The 22,569-nt window shown below is 65.4% G+C and carries 23 protein-coding genes; 15 read left to right on the top strand and 8 right to left on the bottom strand.

What is annotated here, in order from left to right; translation table 11 throughout:
* Positions 1 to 84: 84 nt before the first annotated feature.
* Positions 85 to 1,113: a LacI family DNA-binding transcriptional regulator gene (locus tag EJ073_RS31265; RefSeq protein WP_126059025.1), complete on the bottom strand. Its 1,029-nt coding sequence runs from the start codon at positions 1,111 to 1,113 to the stop codon at positions 85 to 87.
* 148 nt (positions 1,114 to 1,261) lie between these two features.
* On the bottom strand, positions 1,262 to 2,434 hold the full coding sequence (locus EJ073_RS31260) for an MFS transporter (RefSeq protein ID WP_126059411.1): 1,173 nt from the start codon (positions 2,432 to 2,434) through the stop codon (positions 1,262 to 1,264).
* 230 nt (positions 2,435 to 2,664) lie between these two features.
* On the opposite strand from EJ073_RS31260, the gene EJ073_RS31255 reads away from it, so the two are divergent.
* Complete coding sequence (locus tag EJ073_RS31255) at positions 2,665 to 2,952, top strand: DUF3175 domain-containing protein (protein ID WP_126059024.1); 288 nt, start codon at positions 2,665 to 2,667, stop codon at positions 2,950 to 2,952.
* Between the two features lie 20 nt (positions 2,953 to 2,972).
* Here EJ073_RS31255 and EJ073_RS31250 read toward each other — a convergent pair whose 3' ends face one another.
* Together EJ073_RS31250 and EJ073_RS31245 are read right to left on the bottom strand one after the other, a co-directional pair.
* Positions 2,973 to 3,749: a FadR/GntR family transcriptional regulator gene (locus tag EJ073_RS31250; RefSeq protein WP_126059023.1), complete on the bottom strand. Its 777-nt coding sequence runs from the start codon at positions 3,747 to 3,749 to the stop codon at positions 2,973 to 2,975.
* A gap of 102 nt (positions 3,750 to 3,851) precedes the next feature.
* Positions 3,852 to 4,748: an NAD(P)-dependent oxidoreductase gene (locus EJ073_RS31245; protein ID WP_126059022.1), complete on the bottom strand. Its 897-nt coding sequence runs from the start codon at positions 4,746 to 4,748 to the stop codon at positions 3,852 to 3,854.
* Between the two features lie 119 nt (positions 4,749 to 4,867).
* Here EJ073_RS31245 and EJ073_RS31240 point away from each other — a divergent pair, with 119 nt between their 5' ends.
* Complete coding sequence (locus EJ073_RS31240; RefSeq protein WP_126059021.1) at positions 4,868 to 5,806, top strand: NAD(P)-dependent oxidoreductase; 939 nt, start codon at positions 4,868 to 4,870, stop codon at positions 5,804 to 5,806.
* Positions 5,807 to 5,824: 18 nt separating this feature from the next.
* Here the strand turns inward: EJ073_RS31240 and EJ073_RS31235 are convergent, their stop codons facing one another.
* The 3 genes from EJ073_RS31235 to EJ073_RS31815 form a co-directional block, all read right to left on the bottom strand.
* Positions 5,825 to 6,601 (bottom strand): FadR/GntR family transcriptional regulator, encoded by a 777-nt coding sequence (locus EJ073_RS31235; RefSeq protein ID WP_126059020.1) that lies wholly within the window; start codon positions 6,599 to 6,601, stop codon positions 5,825 to 5,827.
* Positions 6,602 to 6,782: 181 nt separating this feature from the next.
* Positions 6,783 to 7,772: a sugar-binding protein gene (locus EJ073_RS31230; RefSeq protein WP_126059019.1), complete on the bottom strand. Its 990-nt coding sequence runs from the start codon at positions 7,770 to 7,772 to the stop codon at positions 6,783 to 6,785.
* Between the two features lie 48 nt (positions 7,773 to 7,820).
* Complete coding sequence (locus EJ073_RS31815; RefSeq protein WP_189347597.1) at positions 7,821 to 7,997, bottom strand: hypothetical protein; 177 nt, start codon at positions 7,995 to 7,997, stop codon at positions 7,821 to 7,823.
* 224 nt (positions 7,998 to 8,221) lie between these two features.
* Here EJ073_RS31815 and EJ073_RS31225 point away from each other — a divergent pair, with 224 nt between their 5' ends.
* The 11 genes from EJ073_RS31225 (at position 8,222) to EJ073_RS31175 (ending at position 18,410) form a co-directional block, all read left to right on the top strand.
* A complete protein-coding gene (locus tag EJ073_RS31225) occupies positions 8,222 to 8,965 on the top strand; it encodes an ATP-binding cassette domain-containing protein (RefSeq protein ID WP_126059018.1) in 744 nt (247 codons plus the stop codon).
* 55 nt (positions 8,966 to 9,020) lie between these two features.
* Positions 9,021 to 10,019: an ABC transporter permease gene (locus EJ073_RS31220; RefSeq protein WP_126059017.1), complete on the top strand. Its 999-nt coding sequence runs from the start codon at positions 9,021 to 9,023 to the stop codon at positions 10,017 to 10,019.
* A gap of 161 nt (positions 10,020 to 10,180) precedes the next feature.
* The gene (locus EJ073_RS31215; protein WP_126059016.1) at positions 10,181 to 11,008 is read left to right on the top strand and encodes an AraC family transcriptional regulator; all 828 of its coding nucleotides are present in this window, start codon (positions 10,181 to 10,183) and stop codon (positions 11,006 to 11,008) included.
* A gap of 123 nt (positions 11,009 to 11,131) precedes the next feature.
* A complete protein-coding gene (locus EJ073_RS31210) occupies positions 11,132 to 11,575 on the top strand; it encodes an SRPBCC family protein (protein ID WP_126059015.1) in 444 nt (147 codons plus the stop codon).
* 15 nt (positions 11,576 to 11,590) lie between these two features.
* Complete coding sequence (locus EJ073_RS31205; RefSeq protein WP_126059014.1) at positions 11,591 to 12,385, top strand: FAD binding domain-containing protein; 795 nt, start codon at positions 11,591 to 11,593, stop codon at positions 12,383 to 12,385.
* Between the two features lie 114 nt (positions 12,386 to 12,499).
* The gene (locus tag EJ073_RS31200; protein ID WP_126059013.1) at positions 12,500 to 12,982 is read left to right on the top strand and encodes a (2Fe-2S)-binding protein; all 483 of its coding nucleotides are present in this window, start codon (positions 12,500 to 12,502) and stop codon (positions 12,980 to 12,982) included.
* A gap of 13 nt (positions 12,983 to 12,995) precedes the next feature.
* Positions 12,996 to 14,363 (top strand): xanthine dehydrogenase family protein molybdopterin-binding subunit, encoded by a 1,368-nt coding sequence (locus EJ073_RS32845; RefSeq protein WP_126059012.1) that lies wholly within the window; start codon positions 12,996 to 12,998, stop codon positions 14,361 to 14,363.
* A gap of 1 nt (position 14,364) precedes the next feature.
* Positions 14,365 to 15,369: a molybdopterin cofactor-binding domain-containing protein gene (locus EJ073_RS32840; protein WP_126059011.1), complete on the top strand. Its 1,005-nt coding sequence runs from the start codon at positions 14,365 to 14,367 to the stop codon at positions 15,367 to 15,369.
* A gap of 7 nt (positions 15,370 to 15,376) precedes the next feature.
* Positions 15,377 to 16,258, top strand: coding sequence for a MoxR family ATPase (locus EJ073_RS31185; RefSeq protein ID WP_126059010.1), 882 nt, complete (start codon positions 15,377 to 15,379; stop codon positions 16,256 to 16,258).
* Positions 16,259 to 16,347: 89 nt separating this feature from the next.
* A complete protein-coding gene (locus EJ073_RS31180; RefSeq protein WP_126059009.1) occupies positions 16,348 to 17,523 on the top strand; it encodes a VWA domain-containing protein in 1,176 nt (391 codons plus the stop codon).
* Positions 17,523 to 18,410, top strand: coding sequence for an amidohydrolase (locus EJ073_RS31175; protein ID WP_190233818.1), 888 nt, complete (start codon positions 17,523 to 17,525; stop codon positions 18,408 to 18,410). Before EJ073_RS31180 ends, EJ073_RS31175 begins: the two co-directional genes overlap by 1 nt.
* A gap of 111 nt (positions 18,411 to 18,521) precedes the next feature.
* Here EJ073_RS31175 and EJ073_RS31170 read toward each other — a convergent pair whose 3' ends face one another.
* Positions 18,522 to 19,970, bottom strand: coding sequence for a DHA2 family efflux MFS transporter permease subunit (locus tag EJ073_RS31170; protein WP_126059007.1), 1,449 nt, complete (start codon positions 19,968 to 19,970; stop codon positions 18,522 to 18,524).
* 112 nt (positions 19,971 to 20,082) lie between these two features.
* Between EJ073_RS31170 and EJ073_RS31165 the strand changes: the two genes are divergently transcribed.
* The gene (locus EJ073_RS31165; RefSeq protein WP_126059006.1) at positions 20,083 to 21,084 is read left to right on the top strand and encodes an ornithine cyclodeaminase family protein; all 1,002 of its coding nucleotides are present in this window, start codon (positions 20,083 to 20,085) and stop codon (positions 21,082 to 21,084) included.
* A complete protein-coding gene (hutH, locus tag EJ073_RS31160) occupies positions 21,081 to 22,562 on the top strand; it encodes a histidine ammonia-lyase (RefSeq protein ID WP_126059005.1) in 1,482 nt (493 codons plus the stop codon). The genes EJ073_RS31165 and hutH overlap by 4 nt, the downstream gene beginning before the upstream one ends.
* Positions 22,563 to 22,569: the final 7 nt, after the last annotated feature.

Raw genomic sequence — 22,569 nt, 5'->3', positions numbered from 1 at the left:
TGCTTTGAATTTCCGCACGAAACAATTGGTAGCGCTACCATGACGCAGTGTAAACCGGCATTTGCACAGTCGCTTCTGCGTGTTTCAACGTGCTGTGCTCTCGCGGCGCATCAGCTCGAAGCCGAGGTCGACAACGCGCTGTCGCGGCCTCTCTCCCGCGATCGCCGCCAGCGCCATGGCGACTGCCTGGCGGCCGATTTCATAGCGATGGGTGCGGATGCTGGTGACCGACGGAAACGCTGCTTGCATCATGTCGAGATCGTTGAAGCCGACGATGCCGATGGTCTTCGGAACCGCGATAGCGGCGCGATGGCATTCGAACAGGACGCCAAGCGCGATATCGTCATTGTTGCAGAATATCCCGTCGAGCGCCGGCATCTTGGCCAACGCATCGCGAAAAAGCTCACGACCGAGCGTCACGCTGGACAGCAGTGGCGTGGTCGTCACCAGCCGGGGGTCGAACAGGCCCGCCGCTTCCATGGCGGCGCGGTAGCCGGCCAGACGCCGCTGCGAACGCGGGTCCATGCGGGCGCCGATGAAGCCGATCCGCCGGTAGCCCGCCTCGACCAGGTGCTCGCTCGCCACCCGGCCGCCGTCGAAATGGGAAAACCCGACCAGCATGTCGACCGGATCGGGACCGGTCTCCATGACCTGAACCACCGGGCAGCCGGCAGTCTCCAGCAGGCGGCGCGAGGTTGGAGTCTGGTCGATGCCGGCCACGATCAACGCCGCCGGACGCTGCGGGGCAAACACCTGCAGCAGGCGCTCCTCTTCGAGGCCGGAATAGTGGGTATTGCCGAGCTGGATGCGGAAGGGGCTGTCCGACAGGCTGTCATAGATGCCGCGCACAACTTCGGCGAAAACGTTGTTGGTGAGCGACGGCACCAACACGCCGAACACCTCGGCGCGGGCCGAGGCCAGCGCCCTTGCGTTCGGGTCGGGAACATAGCCGAGCTCGTCGACGGCGGCCTGGATCTGGCGGCGCAGGTCTTCCGAAACCCGCCCCGGTTCGCGCAGCGCCCGCGATACGGTGATGGCGCCGACGCCGGCCTTGCGCGCCACGTCGGCGATGGTCGGGCGGCCGCCGCCGCGGCGCGAGCGCGGCTTGATCACCGCCCTGCCCTCGATGCCGCGCCATCAGCCAGGCTGGGCCGCGAAACGATGGTGTTTGTCGGTATCGCCATGCCAGTCCCTCGCCGCGCCATCTGGCGTCGCGCAGCCTGCCGCCCTTGTCAAGCGACCGGCACCGTGCGGCCCGCCATCAGGCCATCGCCAGGGCACTGCGCCGGGCCTTCCACATCAGGAGGAGGATGGCCGCCAGATTCACCAGGTTCCAGGCGATGCCGTTGAGGAAGGCCGCGGCATAGGAGCCGGTGAGGTCGTAGATCCAGCCCGACATCCAGCCGCCGACCGCCATGCCGAAGATGGTCGCCATCATGACGATGCCGACGCGCTGTCCAGCCTCCCTTGCCGGCATGTAATCGCGTATGATGATCGCATAACAGGGCACGATGCCGCCTTGCGACAGGCCGAAGACAAGCGACACGACATAGAGCGAGGCAAGCCCGTCGAAGGGGATGTAGAACAGCAGTGACAGGCATTGCAGCACCGAGCCGAGCAGCAGCGTCCTCACCGCGCCGATGCGATCGGCAAGGAAGCCCGAGCCGATGCGGCTGGCGACGCCCGCCGCCAGCATGATCGACAGCATGTCGGCGCCATGCGCCATGCCATAACCGAGGTCCATGCAATAGGCGACGATGTGCACCTGCGGCATCGACATCGCCATGCAGCAGCCGAAGCCGGCGACGACCAGCAGAACCTGCAGCGCCGCCGGCGACAGCGAGATCGGCCGCACCGGACGGCCGCCGGCAGTGCCGGCCATCGCTTCATGCGGAGCGCCGCGCCGCAGCATCAGCACCAGCGGCACCATTGTGAGCAGGCAGACGACGCCGATCGCCGCATAGGTGAAGCGCCAGCCTTCCGCCCTCATGATCGTCGGCATGATGAAGGGCCAGACCGCCCCAGCGAGGTAATTGCCCGATGCCGCCACCGTCACCGCGACGCCGCGGCGCCGGTTGAACCAATGCGAGATGTCGGCGATCAGCGGACCGAAGATCGCCGACGTCCCGACGCCGATCAGAAGCCCCTGGACCAGGGTGAAGCCGAGGATCGAACTGGTGAGCGAGGCGAGCAGGAAACCGGCGCCGAGCGCCGTCGCGGAGACCAGCGCCGGGATCCAGTAGCCCATCCGGTCGATGGCGCGGCCGACCAGCACATTGCCGGCGGCAAAGCCGACCATGGTCGCGGTATAGGGCATCGAGGCCGCGGCGCGGTCGACGCCGAACTCCGCCTGCACCGCCGGCAGCACCACGACCACCGCCCACATGCCGACACCTCCGATCGTTGCCAGAACCACCGAGATGGCGAGCCGCATCCAGGCATAGGCGCTGTCGATGTCTGGGCTCTGGGCGCTGCTGGAGAAGGTGGTGGCCAAGGCGTTTCCTGTCCGCGGTGTTCTTGGGAGCGAGCGGTTCGGCTCCACTATTCGGCCCATCGGCAGGCATCGAGCAGCGCCACGACAGGCAAATCCGTCGCTCCAGAAACCAGGATCCGGCGGGAACAGACATCGCCGCGTTGAGTTTCCGTCACGAAAGGAGTGGTGCCATGACCGCGAAACGAAAATGGTCGGCCGAGGTGACCGGGCACAGCGACGCGCTGGATCTCGAAGAGCATATTTTCGAATCCGACGACGCCAGGAAGATCGCCGCCTCGCTCAAGCGATCGGCCGAGCACAGCGACCGGCGTAAGGCCGAGCCGTTCCAGTCTGCCATGTCGATGCTGAACTTCTACATCAACCGTGCCGGCAGCAACCTGCCGGCGGAACGCAAGCGAGTGCTGGAGAAGGCCAAGGACGAGTTGCGCGCCGCTTTCGGCCGCGAGCGAGACGATTGATTTCGCTCGGGTCGCGTCGTCTATCTCGATTTAATGACGTCATCGGTGTTGGCGAGCAGCTTGCGCACCGCGGCGCGCGCCGCGTCCGGCCGCTGCAGACGGATGTTCTTCTCGATCGCCTCATGCAGCTTCTGCGCATGTTGCAGGTCGTCGACCTCTCGCGTCGTGTAGCTGAACAGATGGTCGAACGCGGATTCGATCAGCACGCCAAGCGGCACCAGCAAGTCGTTGCCCGATGCCCTGAGAATGGCGAGGTGGAAGCGCGTGTCGGCGCGCGTCCGCTCCTGCAGGGTCGGTGCCTCGCCCATCTCGCGGCAGGCCTGGCTGATCTCGGCCATCTGTTCTTCGGTACGCCGCATCGCGGCGAAAGCCGTCGCTTCCGGCTCGATGATGTGGCGAAATTCCTGGACCGTTTTCAGGAACACCTCCCGGTCCGGCGACGTTGCGTACCAGGCAAGCACATCGCGGTCGAGCAGGTTCCAGCGCTCTTTCGGCTCCACCCAGCTGCCGATCTTCGGACGCGATGCCAAAAGGCTCTTGGCCATCAGCATCTTGATCGCCTCGCGCACGGCCGAACGGCTGACGTCGAAGGTCTCTGACCATTTGGCCTCGTTGGGCAGGATGGTGCCCGGCGGATAGTCGCCGCGCACAATCCGAAGGCCGATCTCGCTGGCCAGCGAAGCATGCACGCTCGATCCCGGAATGCGCGGCGCATCGGCTCGGCGAATGGCGGCCTGGCGCTCGGCGGACGCCGCCTGCTCCGGTGATTTTTCCTTGTTCGGCTTCCCGTTCCGCATCTGCCCCAGAAAGTCCGGATTTCGGACCCTGTCAAGCACGGCAAGGCTGATGGAGCGCAAAGCCGGCGGCTGTGCACAGATCAGCCACGGCTTTGCGCCCCATCATGCCGTTTTGACGTATTTGCGCCAGCTGTGCTCCGGACGGAAGCCGAGCAGGTCGCGCGCCTTGCGGTTGGAGAGCAGCGTCTCGTATTCGCCGAACTCCTCCTTGACCGGCACGTTCGGATAGAACCGCTTCAGGAGTTCCGCTGTCGGCAGGTCGGACGAGGTGTCGTCGTTGGCGGCGTTGAACACCTGATAGCCGAGCCCGTCCTTCTCGATGGCGCGGAGCGTGATCTGGCCAAGGTCGCGGGCGTCGACATAGCTCCAGGCGATCCGCTTGCGGAAGCCCGGATCGGCGAACCATTTCGGGAACAGCGAATACTCATGCGGCTCAATGACGTTGCCGATGCGCAAGGCGTAGATGTCGGTGCCGTTGCGCTGCGCGAAGGCGCGCGCCGTCTTTTCGTTGACGATCTTTGACAGCGCGTAGCTGTCCATTGGATCGACGTCGTACTCCTCGTCGAGCGGGAAATATTTGGGATCGCGCGGCTCGTTGGCGAAGACCAGCCCGTAGGTCGTCTCGCTGGACGCAACCACCACCTTGCGGATGCCGAGTTTCACCGCCGCCTCGATGACATTGTAGGTGCCCATCGCGTTGATACGGAACACCTCGTTGTCGGGCGTGATCATGATGCGCGGGATGGCGGCGAAATGCACAACGGCGTCGACCGGCTGCGGACGCAGCGACGGGTCGAACTCATGCAGGCCCATATAGCTCGACAGCGCGTTGAAAACCTGGCCGCTGTCGGTGATGTCGGTAATCAGCGTGCGCACCTTGGGATTGTCGAGCGGCTTGGTATCGATGTTGAGCACCTGGCAGCCATGCTCGACCAGATATTGCACGACATGACGCCCCGCCTTGCCGCTGCCACCGGTGAACATGATCCGCTTCGTCATTTCGCTCTCCACATCGCTTGGGGACTATGTGTATTGTCGGACAATATTGCATTCCGCGAGCGCATGCGGCAAGAACGGCAGCGCAATTATCGATAATTTTCAGACAGGACGAGACGCACATGAACACGACCGCCGCGCGAGAGAGGATCGGCTTTATCGGTTTGGGCCTGATGGGCCACGGCATCGCCAAGAATATCGTCGACAAGGGCTATCCGCTGACCTTCCTCGGCCGCAAGAACCGCAAACCGGCGGATGACCTGGCTGGTCGCGGCGCCACAGAAGCGGCGACATCGCGCGAGGTGGCGGCATCATCCGACATCGTCTTCATCTGCGTCACCGGCTCGCGCGAGGTCGAAGCCATCATTCGCGGCCCCGGCGGCCTGAAGGAGGGCCTGAGGCAAGGCGCGGTGGTCGTCGATTGCTCGACCTCCGATCCGGTCTCGACGGTGGCGCTGGCTGCCGAACTCAAGGCGCTCGGCGTCGACTATGTCGACGCGCCGCTTAGCCGCACGCCGAAGGAGGCCTGGGAAGGCACGCTGGACGCCATGGTCGGTGCGCCCGACCCGGTTTTCAACAGGGTGAAGCCGGTGATCGAGACCTGGGCCGGCCGCATCGTCCATATCGGCGACACCGGCGACGGCCACCGCATGAAATTGCTCAACAATTTCATCTCGCTGGGCTACGCCGCGATCTATTCCGAGGCGCTGGCGCTGGCCGAGAAGGTCGGCATCTCGCCGCCGCGTTTCGACAGCGTCATCCGCAACGGCCGCATGGACTGCCCCTTCTACCAGACCTTCATGCGGTGGACGCTGGAGGGCGACCGGGACGCGCATAAATTCTCCATCGCCAACGCCTTCAAGGACCTTACCTATCTGGAATCCATGGCGGGCGCCGCCGGCATCGCCAACCCGCTCGGCAACGCCACCAAGAACGCCTTTGCCGGCGCCTTCGCCGCCGGCCCGGCCGAGCAGTTCGTGCCGATGCTGGCGACCCATATCGGCAAGGTCAACGGCGTCGACCTGATGCCGTCAAAAGATGGCGTGAAGCAGAAGATTTGAAGTCGGGAAGGCCTCGCGTCACCGCCGCGACCGCTCGATGACCTCGTCGGTGTTGGCCAGCAGCCGGTGCACGGCGGTTCGAGCGGCGGCCGGGCGCTTGAGGCGGATGTTCTTCTCTATGGCCTCGTGCAACGACTGCGCCCGCCGCTGGTCGCTGTGCTCGCGCGTGACGAAGACGAACAAATGGTCGAGCGCCGATTCGATCAGCACGCCGAGCGGCACCAGCAGCTCGTTGCCCGATGCCCTGAGGATGGCGAGGTGAAAGCGCGTGTCGGCGCGCGTGCGCTCCTGCAGGTTTGTGGCAGCCCCCATCTCGCGGCAGGCCTGGCTGATCTCGGCCATCTGCTCCTCGCTCCTGCGCATGGCGGCGAAGGCGCTGGCTTCCGGTTCGATGATGTGGCGGAATTCCTGCACCGTCTTCAGGAACAGCTCGCGGTCCGGCGCGCTCGCGTACCAGGCAAGCACATCGCGGTCGAGCAGGTTCCAGCGTTCCTTCGGCTCCACCCAGCTTCCGATCTTGGGGCGTGATGCCAGAAGGCTCTTGGCCATCAGCATCTTGATCGCCTCGCGCACCGCCGAGCGGCTGACGTTGAAGGTTTCCGACCATTTGGCCTCGTTGGGCAGGATGGTGCCCGGCGGATAGTCGCCGCGCACGATCCGAAGACCGATCTCGCTGGCAAGCGAGGCATGCACGCTCGAGCCCGGGTTCCAGGCCATCTCCGGTCGCCGAACAGCGACAAGTGGATGGCTGGCCGTGGTCCCGGCAGAGCGTTTTCTTGATTTGTCGTCCGGCATCGGCGTTCCGGCATCGTCAGTCCGTCGCGTGGAAACTGTCCGGAATTGTCCGCGCCCGCGGATGCCTTCGCCGACCTATGGGCGCGTCAAATCCGGAGACTGCCGCCCCGACAACGCTGCCTGTCCTTGTCCCTGAGGGAAGTGACGGGGCGCCCTTCGAAGGGCACCCCGAGATCGAGACCTACTTCTGGATGCAGGTGTCGACCGTGTCCTTGGTGCATTCATCGAGACCGGTGAAGACCGGGTCGTCGACCTTCTTGCCTTCGATGAGGTCGATCATCACCGACGGCGCCTTGTAGCCCATTTCGAACGGCCGCTGGCCGACCAGCGCGGTCACCAGTCCATCCCTGGCGATCGCCACCTCGTCGCCGATCGTGTCGGCGGCGCCGATGACGAAGGCGTTGCTGGCGATCTTGTCGGCCATCGGCTTGAACAGGTCGCGATAGGGCTGCGGTGCGCCGAACAGCGGCCAGCCGCCCATGATGCCGAAGGCGTCGAGGTCGGGATTTGCGGCGAGGATGTCGGTCATCGCCTGCACGCCCTTGGCGCCGTCGTCATTGGTGAACACCGGGCAGCCGGCGACTTCCGTCCAGCCGCCTTCGCCGGCAAGCGCGGCGAGACCGTCCTTGCCCGACAGCGCGTCACGCATGCCTTGCGCGCGGCGCAGGATGTTGTCGGCCGCCGGATTGCCCTCGATGGTGCAGATCTTGCCGCCATTGGGCTTGGCCTTCTTGATGTATTCACCAATCTTCTTGCCCATCAGATAGTTGTCGGTGCCGAGATAGGTCTTGCGAAGGCCCGCATCTTCCTTGGCAAGGTCGGCATCGACCGTCATGATCGGGATCGAGGGATTGGCGGTCTTGATCGTCTGCGCGATCAGCGGCGCATTCGAAGGCGAAATCGCCATCGCCACCGTGTCGGGCTTGCTCAGCATGTCCTGCACGATCTGGGCCTCGCCGGCCTCGTCCGAAGTCGATGCCGGGCCGGTGTAGAAGCATTCATATTCCGAGCTGGCGTTTTCCTTGTTCCACTTCTCGCAGCCCTGGTGGATGGCTTCGAAGAATGGGTTGTCGAGCCCCTTCACCACAATGACGAGCTGTTTCTTGGCCAGTGCCGGCCCGGCGCCCAACGCCATGACGGCGGCAGCGGCGAGCAAAAGTGATTTCCTCATATCAGTCCTCCCTTGAAACAGACGGGCACGGCGTGCCCGCCACGCAGATCAACCCGGTGCGCGAAAACAGAGCATCGTTTCACGAGCGCTCGTGCCCCGCCAGTCCAGGTCGATAAGCATTTCCAGATGCAATACCGAACCGCGCTGACGAGAACTGCCGCCAAGTCCCGGACCGGTATCGCGCCCGCCGATTCCGCCCGCCCAGCCGGGTCCAAAGATCGGCATGATCTTCCTCCGATGCTTAGCTAATATCGGCTTGCGGCCAACGTCAATTGCTATTTGTCCTACAAAACGGATTTTTGGTAAAACATGTCTTCAATTCGTCCGACAATTGATTGACGCCTGCATGAGCATTAGCGTAAATGCGCGAAATCGCCGTTCCCGGGGAGGAGCTGGGGAGAGCGAGGCCGCGGCAGAACCGCAGGCCGCAACAGGGAGGCATAACGCTGGTGGCGGTTCTCGAACTCACCAACATCTCAAAGCATTTCGGCGCCATCCAGGCGGTCAACGACGTGTCATTGTCGATCGAGCCTGGCCAGGTCGTCGGCCTGATGGGCGACAACGGCGCCGGCAAGTCGACGCTGGTCAAGATGATCGCCGGCAATTTCCGCCCGAGCCATGGCAACATGCAGCTGGACGGCAAGGAGCTTGTCCTGCACAAGCCGGCGGAGGCCCGCCAGCACGGCATCGAGATCGTCCATCAGGACCTGGCGCTGTGCAACAACCTGACCGCCGCCGCCAATGTCTATCTCGGCCGTGAGCTGCGCAGGGGCGTCGGTCCGTTCCGCATCCTCGACTATGCCGCCATGTACAAGCGCGCCGGCCAGCTCTTTGCCGAACTGAAGTCCGAGACCCGCCCGCGCGATCTCGTCAAGCAGATGTCGGGCGGCCAGCGCCAGGCGGTGGCGATCGCCCGCACCATGCTGTCGCAGGCCAAGATCGTGCTGATGGACGAGCCGACCGCGGCGATCTCGGTGCGCCAGGTCGCCGAAGTGCTGAACCTGATTCGCCATTTGCGCGACCAGGGCATCGCGGTGGTGCTGATCAGCCACCGCATGCCCGACGTCTTCGACGTCGCCGACCGCGTCATCGTCATGCGGCGCGGCAGGAAAGTGGCCGACAAGACCATCGCGTCCAGCTCGCCCGAGGAGGTAACCGGTCTGATCACCGGCGCTATCGAGCAGGTCGCATGAGCACGGCAACCCCGGAATTTACGGTGCTGGCGCGGCCCGGCAGGAAAGGTCGATAATGGCAGTCACCCTTGACCAGACGATCGCGCAGAAGCAGCACACCTTCATGTCGCGGCTGCTCGGCAGCCAGACTTTCTGGGTGGTGATCGCGGTGATCCTCGCCTGCCTGTTCCTGTCCTTCGCCACCGACGCCTTCGCCACGCAGAAGAACCTCTACAACATCACCCGCAACATCACCTTCGTCGCCATCGTCGCGCTCGGCATGACCTTCGTCATCATCACCGGCGGCATCGACCTGTCGGTCGGCTCGGTGCTTTGCCTGTGCTCGATGGTGCTGGCGGTCACCATGCATGCCGGCTACGGCATCGAAGTCGGCATCCTCGCCACCATCCTGACAGCGCTCGTCATCGGCGCTTTCAACGGCATTCTGATCGCGTATCTCGGCTTTCCGCCGTTCGTGGTGACGCTCGGCATGCTGTCCATCGCGCGCAGCCTCGCTATGGTCGCCTCCAACAACACGGTCGTCTTCCAGTTCGGTCCGGACCACGACAAGCTGCTCGCGCTGGGCGGCGGCGCCTGGGTGTTCGGCATCGCCAATCCGGTGCTCTACATGATCCTTCTGGCGCTGATCACCGGCTTCACGCTGCGCTGGACCAAGTTCGGCCGGCACATCTTCGCCATCGGCGGCAACGAGCATGCGGCGACGCTCACCGGTGTTCCCGTCAAGCAGATCAAGGTCGCAGTCTACATGATCTCGGCGCTCGCGGCCGGCATTGCCGGCATCATCGAGACCGGCTGGCTGGGCGCCGTCACCACCAACATCGGCACCGGCATGGAATTGCAGGTGATCGCCGCCACCGTCATCGGCGGCGCCAATCTCGCCGGCGGTGTCGGCACCGCCTTCGGCGCCATCGTCGGTGCGGCGCTGATCGAGGTGATCCGCAACAGCCTTGGCCTGCTCGGCATCAACGCCTTCTGGCAAGGCACCTTCATCGGCGGCGCCATCCTGCTCGCGGTCCTGTTCGACCGTATCCGCAATTTCAGGCGCAGCGACTAGGCCGGACCGGATCCGGCTCCTATCGCTCAGTCTGAAAATCCGCCCGTGCGGCGCAAGGCGCCTGTGAGACCTAGCGCACGCGCCTTGACGAGCGCCCGACGCCCGCCGCACAATCCCCGGGCGGGCGAAGGGAGGCCAGTCGCCCGCGGGAGGATATACTCATGACGGACGCGATCAGGCTCTATTGGGGCCGGTTCGGACATGTCTCTGTCCTGAATGTCGCCAACGACTTCGTCACCCATGCCCATGTCGAGGCGCATCTGATCATCTGGCTTGAAGGCACGGCCGGCGAGATGACCATCGGCCGCGAGACGGTGCGGCTCGGGCCCGACACCGCCGCCGGCATCAATTCGTTCCAGCCGCACAGCCATGCCCTGTCGCATGACGGCAGGCCGGGCCTGTTCCTCGCCTTCTACATCGATCCCGACTGGGCCCGCCGGCGCCGCGACCTGCCCTCGTCGGCGCCGCTGTTCGCGCAGGCCGCGATCACGCTGGAGCCGTGGCTGCACCAGGCGGCGGCGCACCTGCTCGATCATCTCAGCGACAATGAGAGCATCGACGACATCGCCAATTACGAGATCGAGCGCTTCATCGACAGCGTGCTCGACGCCGCCGACGCCTCGGCGCCGCATGTGGCGCGTGGCCGCGTCAACACCATGCAGGATTTCCGCGTCCGCAAGGCGATCCAGCTGATGAAGGCCAATGTCTGCGAACGCATCTCCTTCGACGACGTGGCCCGCAGCGTCGGCCTGTCGAGGCCGCATTTCTTCGCCTTGTTCAAGGAACAGACCAATCTGACGCCGAACGTCTACTGGAACACGCTGCGCATGGAGGAAGCCGTGCGCCAGCTGCAATGGTCGCAGGAACCGCTGATCTCGGTCGCTTGCAATCTCGGCTTCACCACCCAGGGCAATTTTTCGCGCTTCTTCCGCGACCATGTCGGCGTGCCGCCGACGCTCTATCGCGAGGCGGCGCGGGCGATGGCTTGAGCGGCCCTGGCTGTTTCGGTCTATTTTCAGACTGATTGATAGGCACTCAAGACGCATTGATAAGCGCCGGCTGCCTGTGCGCCCTACCCTTCCCGCCATACGCATCCGCAAGGGAACGGCTCCATGGCGAAAATCACCATCTCCAGCGTCATCGACGCGCCGGTCGAACAGGTCTGGGCGCGGATACGCGACTTCAACGGCCTGCCGGGCTGGCACCCGCGCATGGTCGAAAGCCATATCGAGGACGGCAAGGACGCAAGCACGGTTGGCTGCGTGCGCAACTTCCAGCTCGTCAGCGGCGCCCGCCTGCGCGAAAAGCTGCTCGACTTCTCCGACGAGAAGTTTCTGGTCAGCTACTCCATCCTCGAGACCCCGCAGCCGATCACCAATCACAAGGCGACGCTGCAGTTGCGACGTGTCACCGACGGCGACCGCACCTTTGCCGAATGGAGCGCGAGCTTCGACGCCGCTCCCGAGGAAGCCGACAAGCTCGCCGAAGGCATGGGCGCCAATGTCTTCCAGGGCGGCTTCAACGCGCTGAAGAGCCATTTCGCCGGCCAAAGCTGAGCCAAGGAGCGTGCCATGGCGCTTGCCCTCCAGACATTCCCGACGGTGAAGGACGCGAACGCTGCACTGCAGGCCGCCGGCACGCGCTATCTCGGCGGCGGCACGCTGGTCGTGCGCGCCGCCAATGAAGGCGATGTCTCTGTCTCCAGCCTCGTCCGCGCCACCGAACCGTCACTGTCGGCGATCGCTGTTTCCGGCGGCAAGGTTCGCCTTGGCGCCTCCGTCACCATGGCTGCGATTGCCCGCCATCCGGAACTCGCCTGGCTTGCGCCCACCGTGCGCGCCGTCGGCGGCCCGGCGATCCGCAACATGGCAAGCGTCGGCGGCAATCTCTTCGCGCCTGCGCCCTACGGCGACTTCGCCGTCGCGCTGCTTGCGCTGGACGCGAACGTCGCCACCGAGGATAGCGAAGTGCCGATCGAGACCTTCCTGGCCGGACGCGACGCCAGCCGTTCCATCGTCACCTCCGTCACCTTCGCCCTACCCCGCGCGGAGAGCTTCCGTTTTCTCAAAGTGTCACGGGTCAAGCCCAAGGGCGTCTCGGTACTCAGCATCGCCGCGCTCTTGCAGCGGATAGACAACGGCACGGTCACCGCCGCGCGGATCGCACTTGGCTGCATGGCCGACCGGCCGATGCGTGCCAGAGCGGCCGAGAAGGCGCTGCTTGGCTGCAGGCTGACGCCTGATGAGATCGCGCCGGCGCTGGCTGTGGCAAACGAAGGCACAACGCCGATTACCGATCCGGTCGCCAGCGCCTGGTATCGCGCCGAAGTGCTGCCGGTCCATCTCGGCCGGCTGCTGCTCGAATGATGCCCGTCGCCCAAAAACGCGTAGCGGTTTTGGGATTGCGACAGGCAGGAAGTCTCACACGTCGGGGGCGCGCGTCTGTCCGGATATCCGGGCAGGCGCGCTGGGAGGAAAGACATGGTGAAGGTCCCGGTCCAGTTCACGCTCAACGGTTCCGAGAAAGCCGAGTTAATCGACAGCGGCGCGACACTGCTGCACGCGCTGCGGGACAAGATCGGCGACACCTCGCCGAAAGGCGGCTGCCACCAGGGCACTTGCGGCGCCTGCTCGGTCATCATCGACGGTGAGCTGAGGCTCTCCTGCCTGACGCTGGCGGAGACCTGCAACGGCGCCGTCATCAGGACGACGGCAGGTCTCGCCGAGGGCGGCGTGCTGCATCCGCTGCAGCGCGCCTTCCTCGATGCCTTCGCCACCCAATGCGGCTTCTGCACGCCGGGCATGATCATGGCCGCCAAGGTGTTGCTCGACCGCACGCCCAATCCCAGCCGCGAAGAGGTGGTCGAGGCGCTGTCCGGCAACATCTGCCGCTGCACCGGCTATGAGCCGATCATCCAGGCCGTGCTCACCGCTGCGCGCGCCAATTCGCAGAACGTGGCCTGAGGGGACCAAAAGAATGGAACTGCGCAAGAGCTATTTCGCCGATCAGCGCAAGGACGGCCTGCACGAGATCGGCCAGGGACGGCCGCGGCTCGATTCTCCCGGACATGTCACCGGCAAGACAGCCTATTTCGCCGACCGCAACTTCCCAGGCATGCTGCATCTGAAGATGGTACGCAGCCCGCACCATCACGCCCGCATCCGCTCGATCGACATCTCGGAGGCGGAGAAGCATCCCGGCGTGATGAAGATCCTCACCGCCAGGGACGTGCCGCACAATGTCTACACCATCCTGATCCTGATCCAGATCGGCCCCGAGGACGAAACAGTGCTCGCCGACGGCAAGGTGCGCTGGAAGGGCGAGGCGGTGGTGGCGGTGCTGGCCGAGACCGAGCGCGCGGCGCAGGAGGCAGCTGCCAAGGTCAAGGTCGACTACGAGGTGCTGCCGGCCGTCTTCGACATGGAGGAGGCGCTGAAGCCCGGCGCGCCGCTCGTCAACGAGTACCACGGCCAGAACCACTACCTGTATGACAGCGGCGAGTGCCGCAAGGTGCGCTTCGGCGATGTCGAGGCGGGCTTTGCCGAGGCCGACCACATCCTCGAGCAGACCTACCAGTCCTCGCCGATCGAGCATGCGCCGACCGAGACCACCGGCTGTGTGGTCGCGCCCGAGGGCAACGACCGCTTCACCTGCTACACCAACACGCAGGCGATGTTCTTCACCCTCGACAACGCCTCGATCATTCTGCAGATGCCCGGCAGCAAGCTCCATTTCGTCGGTGGCACGGTCGGCGGCGGCTTCGGCGGCAAGGTCGACGTCATCGTCGAGCCGATCGCCATCCTCGGCGCAAAGTTTACCGGACGACCGGTCTGTTTTATCTACAGCCGCGAGGAGGAGATGCAGATCTCGTCGCCCCGCGCTGCCGAGAAGGTCGTCATAAAGGACGGCGTCATGAAGGATGGCCGCATCGTTGCCCGCAAGGTCACCGGCTACACCGATGCCGGCGCGTACTCCCGCCATTCGCCCTATGGCGCTCAGAAGGGTGCGGCGCACTATCCCGGGCCCTACACGATCCCCAATGTCTGGATCGACACTTATTGCGTCTACACCAACCGCACCCCCTCCTCCGCCATGCGCGGCTTCGGCGTCACTATCGGCGACTTTGCGCTGGAAGTGCAGATGGACAAGCTGGCGCGGCTGATCGGCATGGACCCGCTCGAGTTCCGCTTCATCAATGCCTACCGCGACGGCGACATGAAGGCGCATCGCCAGCCGACCGAGGGCGCGGCGCTGATCGAGTGCATGCAGGAAGCCTCGCGCGCCGCCAACTGGCCGGTGGCGGAGAAATACATGGCGATGTCGTCCTACAGGAAGGGAGGCTGAGATGGCGATACGGCGCGGACGCGGCGTCGCCGCGATCAACTATCCGACCGGCATGAATCTCGGCGGCGACCCGACCCAGGCGCTGGTTCATTCGACCCCGACCGGCAATTTTATGGTCACCCTTTCCAGCGTCGATCTCGGCCAGGGCATGAAACAGATCATGGCGCAGATCTGCGCCGAGACCATCGGCGTGCCGACCGACCGCGTCATCGTCGACACCGCCGATACCGACACCGGGCCGCACTGCATGGGCACCTTCGCCTCGCGCGGCACGCATCGCGCCGGCAACGCCGTCATCCAGGCTGCGAGGGAAGCTCGCCAGGTGATGCTGGAAGTGGCGGCGGAAGAGCTGGAAGTCAACGCCTCGGACCTCGAAACCGACGGCCAAGGCAACGTATTGGTGAAGGGCGCGCCGCAGAAATCGATTTCGATCTTCGACGTTGCGCTGTCGGCGCATTTCAAGCGCGGCCGCTCGATCTCTGGGCGCGGCATGTTCTTGATCCCGCGCTCCTATCCGGAGAAGGAGACCGGCGCGATGAAGCCGTCGACCTGCTACGCGCATGCCTGCACGGTGGCCGAGGTCGAGGTCGACGACGAGACGGGCGAAGTGACGGTGCTCAACGTCAAGAACGTCTTCGAGATCGGCCGCGCCCTGAACCCGAAGATGGTCGAGCAGCAGCTCGTCGGTGGTTCCTGGATGGGCATCAGCCATGCCCTCTACGAGACGACGGAGCCCTATTATCCGAACCGCGACCATGGCGGCACCGATTTCAACCAGTATCTGATGCCCGGTCCCGGCGATCTCGCCGAGACCGAGATCATCGTGCTGGAACGGCCGTCGGCGGACGGTCCCTTCGGCGCCAAGGGACCGGGCGAGATGTGCGCCAACCCGCAGATCCCCGCCGTCGCCAATGCCGTTTTCGACGCCGTCGGCGTTCGCATCGACACTTTGCCGATCACGCCCGAGCGCATCCTGCGCGCGCTAAAGGCGCAAGCCGCGGGTTGAGCGGACAATGACCCGCGCCGACGCCGAACAGATCGCGGCTTCGCCGGAAGCGGTGGCGGCGCGCCTTGCCGCCTCGCGCTATCTCGCCGACGACAGCCTTGCGACGGCGATCTTCCTGGCCATTCGCCTCGGCAAGCCGCTGCTGCTCGAAGGCGCGCCGGGCGTCGGCAAGACCGAAGCCGCCAAGGCAGTGGCCGAACTGCTCGGCCGTGAGCTGGTGCGCCTGCAATGCTATGAAGGCATCGACGCCGCGCATGCGCTCTATGAATGGAACTACCAGCGCCAGTTGCTCGCCATCCGCCATGCCGGCGAGCACGAGATCGACATCTATGACGACCGCTTCCTGATCGCGCGGCCGCTGCTGCAGGTGCTGCGCGTGCCGGAACAGCGCGTGCTGCTCGTCGACGAGATCGATCGCTCCGACCACGAATTCGAAGCCCTGCTCCTGGAATTCCTCTCCGATTTCCAGATCAGCATCCCGGAACGCGGCACGATCCGCGCCGCAACGCAGCCGATCGTCATCCTGACCTCCAACCGCACCCGCGAGCTGGCCGAGGCGCTGCGCCGGCGCTGCGTCTACCACTGGATCGGCTATCCCGACGCCGCGCGCGAGGCCGAGATCATCATGCTGCGCGCGGGCGATGTCGCCGAGGCGACGGCGCGCGCGGTGGCCAATGCCGTGCAGCAGATCCGCGCCCGCCCGCTGGCCAAGCCGCCCGGCATTGCCGAGGCGGTGGAATGGGCGAATGCCGCCACCATTCTCGAAAAGGGCGGAAGCCCATGGCCGGAAGCCTTTCGCCGCGCCATCGGCGTGCTGATCAAGGACGAGGAGGATCTGTCCGCGATCGCGCCGGAACTTGGGAGGATCGTCGAGGAGTCACTGGCGTGAGCCGCGACCTCAACAATCCCTTCTCCCCGTTCACGGGGAGAAGGTGCCCCGAAGGGGCGGATGAGGGGCGGCGCCAACATGGGCAGACGATGGCGCTGCCCCTCACCTGCCTGCCGGCATCCTCTCCCCGTGAACGGGGCGAGGAAAGCTTGCCCCGCGCCGCCGCGCCCTTCCTTGGCTTTGCCCGCCTGTTGCGCCGCCACGCCTTCGCCGTCGCGCCGGAACAGGCCACCAGCTTCATGCAGGCGGTGACACTGCTTGGGCCGCGCTCGATGAACGACATCCGCGAGGCCGCGCTGGCGACGCTCGCGCCTTCGCCCGACCGTCGCATCGAATTCGACGCACATTTACGCAGCCACTTCTATGGCGACGTAAAACCGTCGATCGAGGGCGAAGAGGATGAAACCCGCATCAAGGACGATCGTGGCACGCGCGAAGAGCAAAGCCAGGCCGCTCGCCAGGGGAAGGGCGGCGAGCTGACCTCGGCGCGCGAGCAGTTGAGCAGCCGCGATTTCCAGCGCGCTGCCGACGGTCTTGGCGCATTCCGCCGCGGGCTCGCCTCCGCTTTGCCCGCCCGCCGCTCCTTCCGCACCATCCGCACCCGCTCGCGCGGCACGCTCGATCTCAGGCGTTCACTCGGCGAAATCGTCAGCGCCGACGGCGACATTCCTTCGCCGCAGCTCCGCCGCCGTCAGACCGTGCCGCGCAAGCTGCTCCTGCTCATCGACGTCTCCGGCTCGATGAAGCTCCATACTGCCGATTACCTGAAGTTGGCGCACGCCGCCGTGCAGGGCGCCGACCGTGCCGAAGTCTTCACCTTCGGCACGAGACTCACGCGCATCACCTCGGCGCTGCGGGTCCGTGACCGCGACCAGGCGCTCGCCCGGGCGGCGGTTTTGGTCGACGACTGGGATGGCGGCACCCGCATGGGGCCGACGCTGCTCGCCTTCCTTTCGGTGCCGCGTTTTTCCGCCTTCGCCCGCGGCGCGGCGGTGGTCATCCTTTCGGATGCGCTGGAGCGTGGCGACCACGCCGATCTCGAGACCGCGATGCGCCGCCTGAGCGCCCGCGCCTTCCGATTGTCGCTGGCGACGCCGCTCGCCGGCGACCCGCGTTTCCGGCCGGCGACGGCGGCGCTGCGCGCCATCGTGCCGGTGCTCGACGATCTGGTCGACGGCTCGTCGCTGAAGAGCCTCACGGATTTCATCCTGTCGCTCGCCCGGCCCGCTCCGTCAGCCGAGGCCATCTGGAAAAGGGTATCGTGATGCAGAAGGCGATCGACGCGCATTTCCACATCTGGCGCCAGAAGGACCAGCCCTGGCTGGTCGGACCGATGGTGCCGCGCATCTTCGGCCCCTACGAGCCGATCCGCCGCGACTATCCAATCGAGGAATTCCTCGAAGACCAGAAGGGGTCTGGCGTCGAAAAGACCGTCTATGTCCAGACCAACTGGGCCAAGGAGGATTTCGAGAAGGAAGTCGCCTTCCTGCAGAAGACCGCCGACGAAACCGGCTGGCCGCACGCCATCGTCGGCTATGCCGACATGACCGTCGACGATGTCCGGCCGCAGATCGACCGGCTGATGAAATACAAGCTGCTTCGCGGCGTGCGCATGCAGTTGCACTGGCACGAGACGCCGGCTTTCCGCTTCGCCGCCTCGGCAGACCAGGTCATCGATCCCACAGTGCGGAAGAATGTGGCGCGGCTGAAGGACTACGGCCTGTCCTTCGACCTCCAGCTTTTCCCGGCGCAGATGAAGGACGGCCTGACGCTGGTCGGCGAGAACCCTCAGACCAACTTCATCCTCACCCATGCCGGCATGCTGACCGGCATGGAACCGGAAACCACCGAGGCATGGAAGACCGGCCTGCGCACGCTCTCCGCCGCGCCCAACGTCTACGCCAAGCTGTCCGGCCTGGGCACCTTCGTCCACCGCAACGATCCGGCGCTGATCGCCTACATCGTCGACAACGCGATCGATATCCTCGGCCCGGACCATCTGATGTTCGGCTCGAACTTCCCGATCGAGAAGCTGTGGACCAGCCACGCCGAGTTGATCAAGGCGCACCGCGCGGCGGTGGCCAGGCACGGCGCAGCGGCGGAAGCGGATATCTTCTGGAACACTGCTGAAAGGGTTTATCGACCGGCGTGAGAGCCTGCACCCTGTGAGAGACGGTGGATCGGGGCGCGCCCCGAGACGGATGAGGGCGCGACCAAAGGCGGAGGCGGAGTATATCTCGGCGATCGGCCCAAAATCCGGATGTCAATTCCGCGGCGAATGGCCTGAAACCTCGGCGCCCGCCGCCGGCGGCAGCACCAGGAAGCGGAAGGCAGCCGCAAGACCGATTCCGCCGACCACCAGGAAGGCGATCCTGAAATCGACCAGATCGAGTGCTGCCCCGCCTCTTGCGATCTGCGACAGATTGAGGACCGCCGCCGCGACCGCTACGCCGAACAACATCGATATCTGCTGCAGCATGCTGGACAAGGTCGCCGCCGAGCTGCGCTGCGCGGCGGAGATATCGGCGAAAGCCAGCGTGTTGAGCGCGGTGAACTGCATCGAACGCGCCAGGCCGGCGACCAGCATCAGCGCCACCACCAGCGCCTGCGGCGTTTCAGGCGAGATCGCCGCGCAGGCCATCACCGCGAGCGAGGCGATCAGGCCGTTGACGACCAGCACGCGACGGAAGCCGAAACGCCTCAGCGTCGGCGTCGTCACCGCCTTCATGCCGAGATTGCCGAGGAAATAGGCCAGGACGAGCAAGCCGGCATCGACCGGCCGCAAGCCGAAGCCGACCTGGAACAGCAGCGGCAGCAGGAACGGGGTGGCATTGATCGACACCCGGAAAATCGGTCCGGCCGAAAGCGTCGAGATGGCGAAGGTCAGGACCTTGAACGCCTTGAGGTCGAGCAGCGGATGCGGCGTGCGCGCGAGGTGCCGCACCGCCAGCCAGCCGATCAGCACGCCGGCGGCAATCAGCGCCACGGTCGGCAAGACGCCGTCCTCTGGATGCGCGATGCGCTCCAGCCCGTAGAGCATCGCGGCGAGCCCGAGCGAGGTGAGCACGAACCCCGGCCAGTCGAGCGGCCTGGTCTCGGCTTCGCGGTCGCCCGGAACGAAGCGGGCGACCAGCAGCAGGCCGGCCAGGCCGAGCGGGATGTTGATGAAGAAATTCCAGTGCCAGGAGAGATAGGTGGTGATGAAGCCGCCAAGCACCGGTCCGACCACCGGCGCGAACAGCGCCGGCCAGGTGATCAGCGCGGTGGCGGCGATCAGCTCCGACTTCGACGCATTGCGCAGCACCAGGATGCGGCCAACCGGCGTCATCAGCGCGCTGCCAAGACCCTGCACTACGCGGGCGGCGACAAATTGCGAAAGGTTCTGTGAGAAGCCGCAGGCGATCGAGGCCAGGGTGAACAGGGCGATGGCGACCAGGAAGACGTTGCGCGCGCCGAAACGGTCGGCAAGCCAGCCGGACAGCGGTACGAACACGGCCATGGCCAGCATGTAAACGGTGATGCCGATGCTCATCGCCACCGCCGGCACGCCGAAGGACTGGCCCATTTGCGGCAGCGACGTCGAGATGATCGTCGAATCCAAGAGCTGCATGAAGAAGGCGACGGCGACGATCAGCGCCACGCGCCGTGCCTGGCGCGCCGGCATGGCTGTCGACGGCTGGAACACCATCGGATTGTCGGGGATACTGCTCATGACGGACCTGCTTTGAACAGCATTGGGCCAGCCTAGTCCAGTGGTTATCCAACAAACTTTTGTGGTGCCTCGCCGCCTGTTATGGGAAAGTGGGCCTAAGAGGGGAAGTGGGATGAAGCCCATCTATATCGACTATCTCAACGCTCTCGATATCGAAGCGCTGGCGATGACCGATGCCGAGATCATCGGTGCGGTCGAGGCCGGCCTTGTCGCGCAAGGCAAGGGCCAGACGGTGATCGAACCGCGCGTCCATCTTGAACCGGACCCGTCATTCCACGGCCATTTCAATGTCTTGCGCGGCTATGTGGCGCCGCTCGACGCGGCCGGCGTCAAGATCGTCGGCGACTACGTCGACAACTATCTGCACGGCCTGCCTTCGGAATTCGGCATCCTCAATTTGTTCGATCCACGCACCGGCACGCCGCGCGCCATCCTCGACGCCACCGTCATCACCGACATGCGCACCGGCGCCGTCACCGCCATCGGCGCCAAGCACCTGGCGAAGAAGACAGCCAAGGTGCTCGGCCATATTGGCGCGCGCGGCACCGCCTACTGGAACGTCCGCCTGCTCGACCATCTTTTCGACTTCGACGAGATCCGCGTCCATTCGCGCCGGCCGGAAAGCCGCGATGCTTTCGCGGCGAAACTGTCGGCCGACCTCGGCAAGAAAGTCACCGCGGTCGCCGACTGGAAAAGCTGCGTCGACGGAGCCGACATCGTCGTCGAGGCCTCGCGGCTCAACGAACCGCAGCCGCTGCTCAAGACCGAATGGATCAAGCCGGGCGCGCTGGTGGTGCCCTATGGCACGATGAGCGCGGTGGAGCTGTCCTTGACCGATATCATGGGGAAGATCGTCGTCGACGATTGGGGCCAGTGCAAGAGCGGCAAGTTCGGCTCGCTGCGCGCCCATGTCGAGACCGGGCGGCTGAGCGAGGCGACGTTGCATGCCGAACTCGGCCAGATCGCCGCCGGCCTGAAGCCTGGCCGCCAGGGCGACGACGAGACCATCCTGTTCTGGCATCGCGGCCTGTCGCTCTCAGACATCGCGCTCGGCAAGGCGATGCTGGCCAAGGCCGGCACGCAAGGCGTCGGCCAGAGGCTGCGTTTCGCATGACCCCGCTCGTCCTCACCGGCGCCGGCGTCAGCATCGAGGATGTCGCCGCTGCCGCGCGCAATGCGGCCAAGGTGGAGGTCACGCCCTCCGTCATGGAACACCTGGCCAAGGCGCGCAAAGTCCTCGATGAAGCTGCCGCCGCCGGCCAGCAGATCTACGGCCTGAACACCGGGCTCGGCGCCAATCTCGGCACCGCAGTCGAGGGCGACGCCAGCGCCTTCCAGCGCCAGCTTCTCGATGGGCGCGGCGCCGCCGTGGGTGACGCGTTGCCCATCCAGCTCGTGCGGGCAGCGATGTTTGCTCGTATCGCCATGCTTTCAGCCGGCGGCTCGGGCCTGTCGCCGCATGTGTTCAGCGCGCTGGTCGAAATGCTGAACGCGGGCGTGCATCCGGTGATGCCGGCGCTCGGCTCGATCGGCGCCGGCGACCTGGTGATGATGACGGCGATCGCCCACACGCTGATCGGCGAAGGCGACGCCGATTACCAAAGCCGGCGCATGCCTTCGGCCAAGGCGCTTATGATGGCGCGCCTCCCTCCTGTCAGCCTGGCGCCGAAGGACGGCTTGTCGCTGATCAATGCTTCGGCGGTCTCCACCGGCGCCGGCGCACTGGCACTTGTCGACGCGCTGTCTGCGATGGAACAGCAGCAGCAGGCCGGCGCGCTGACCATGGAAGCGCTCGCGGCCAACCGCACCATTCTCGATCCGCGCCTGCATGTCGCGCGGCCCGCGGCCTGCCAATTGCTGGCGGCAAGGACGCTGCGCGACCTGCTGGCGCGCGATCATGAAACGACGCAGACGAGCTTGCAGGATCCGCTGTCGATCCGCTGCATGCCCTCGATCCACGGGGCGCTGATCCAGGCGATCGATCATGCCAGGCTGGCGGTCGAGATCGAGCTCAACGCCGCCGCCGACAATCCGCTGGTGCTGGTCGAAGACGCGTTGGTGCTGTCGACCGGCAACTTTCACACCGCGTCACTCGCGCTCGCCTTCGAGACGCTTGGCCTGGCAATCGCGCAATGCGCGGGGGCTTGCGCCGCTCGCTTCATCCAGCTCACCGGCTCGGGCCGCAACAGCCTGCCCAAATACCTGTCGCCGCTCGGCGGCGCCTCCGCCGGCTTCGTGCCTCTGCAGAAGACCGTTACGGCGATCCTGGCCGCGATCCGCCATAAGGCCAACCCCGTGATGCTCGATTACCTGCCGGTCTCGGAAGGCGTGGAGGATCACGCAACGCAAACCCTTCTGGCGGTTTCGAAATGCGCCGACATGATGGTACTGTGGCGACGCCTGATCGCCATGGAACTGATGGCGGCGGCCCAAGCCGTCGACCTGCGTGAGGGGATCACGCTGGCGCCGGCAACCGCCGTCATCCACGCTTCTGTCCGCGCGCATGTCCCGGCGCTCAAGGAGGACAGGCCGCTCGGAGCCAACGCCAACGTGCTCTACGCCGCGCTCGCCGACGGCTCGTGGCGGGCCTGAAAAACAA

The organism is Mesorhizobium sp. M4B.F.Ca.ET.058.02.1.1, assembly GCF_003952505.1.
GTDB lineage: Bacteria > Pseudomonadota > Alphaproteobacteria > Rhizobiales > Rhizobiaceae > Mesorhizobium.
This window is presented reverse-complemented; position numbering and strand designations above follow the sequence as displayed.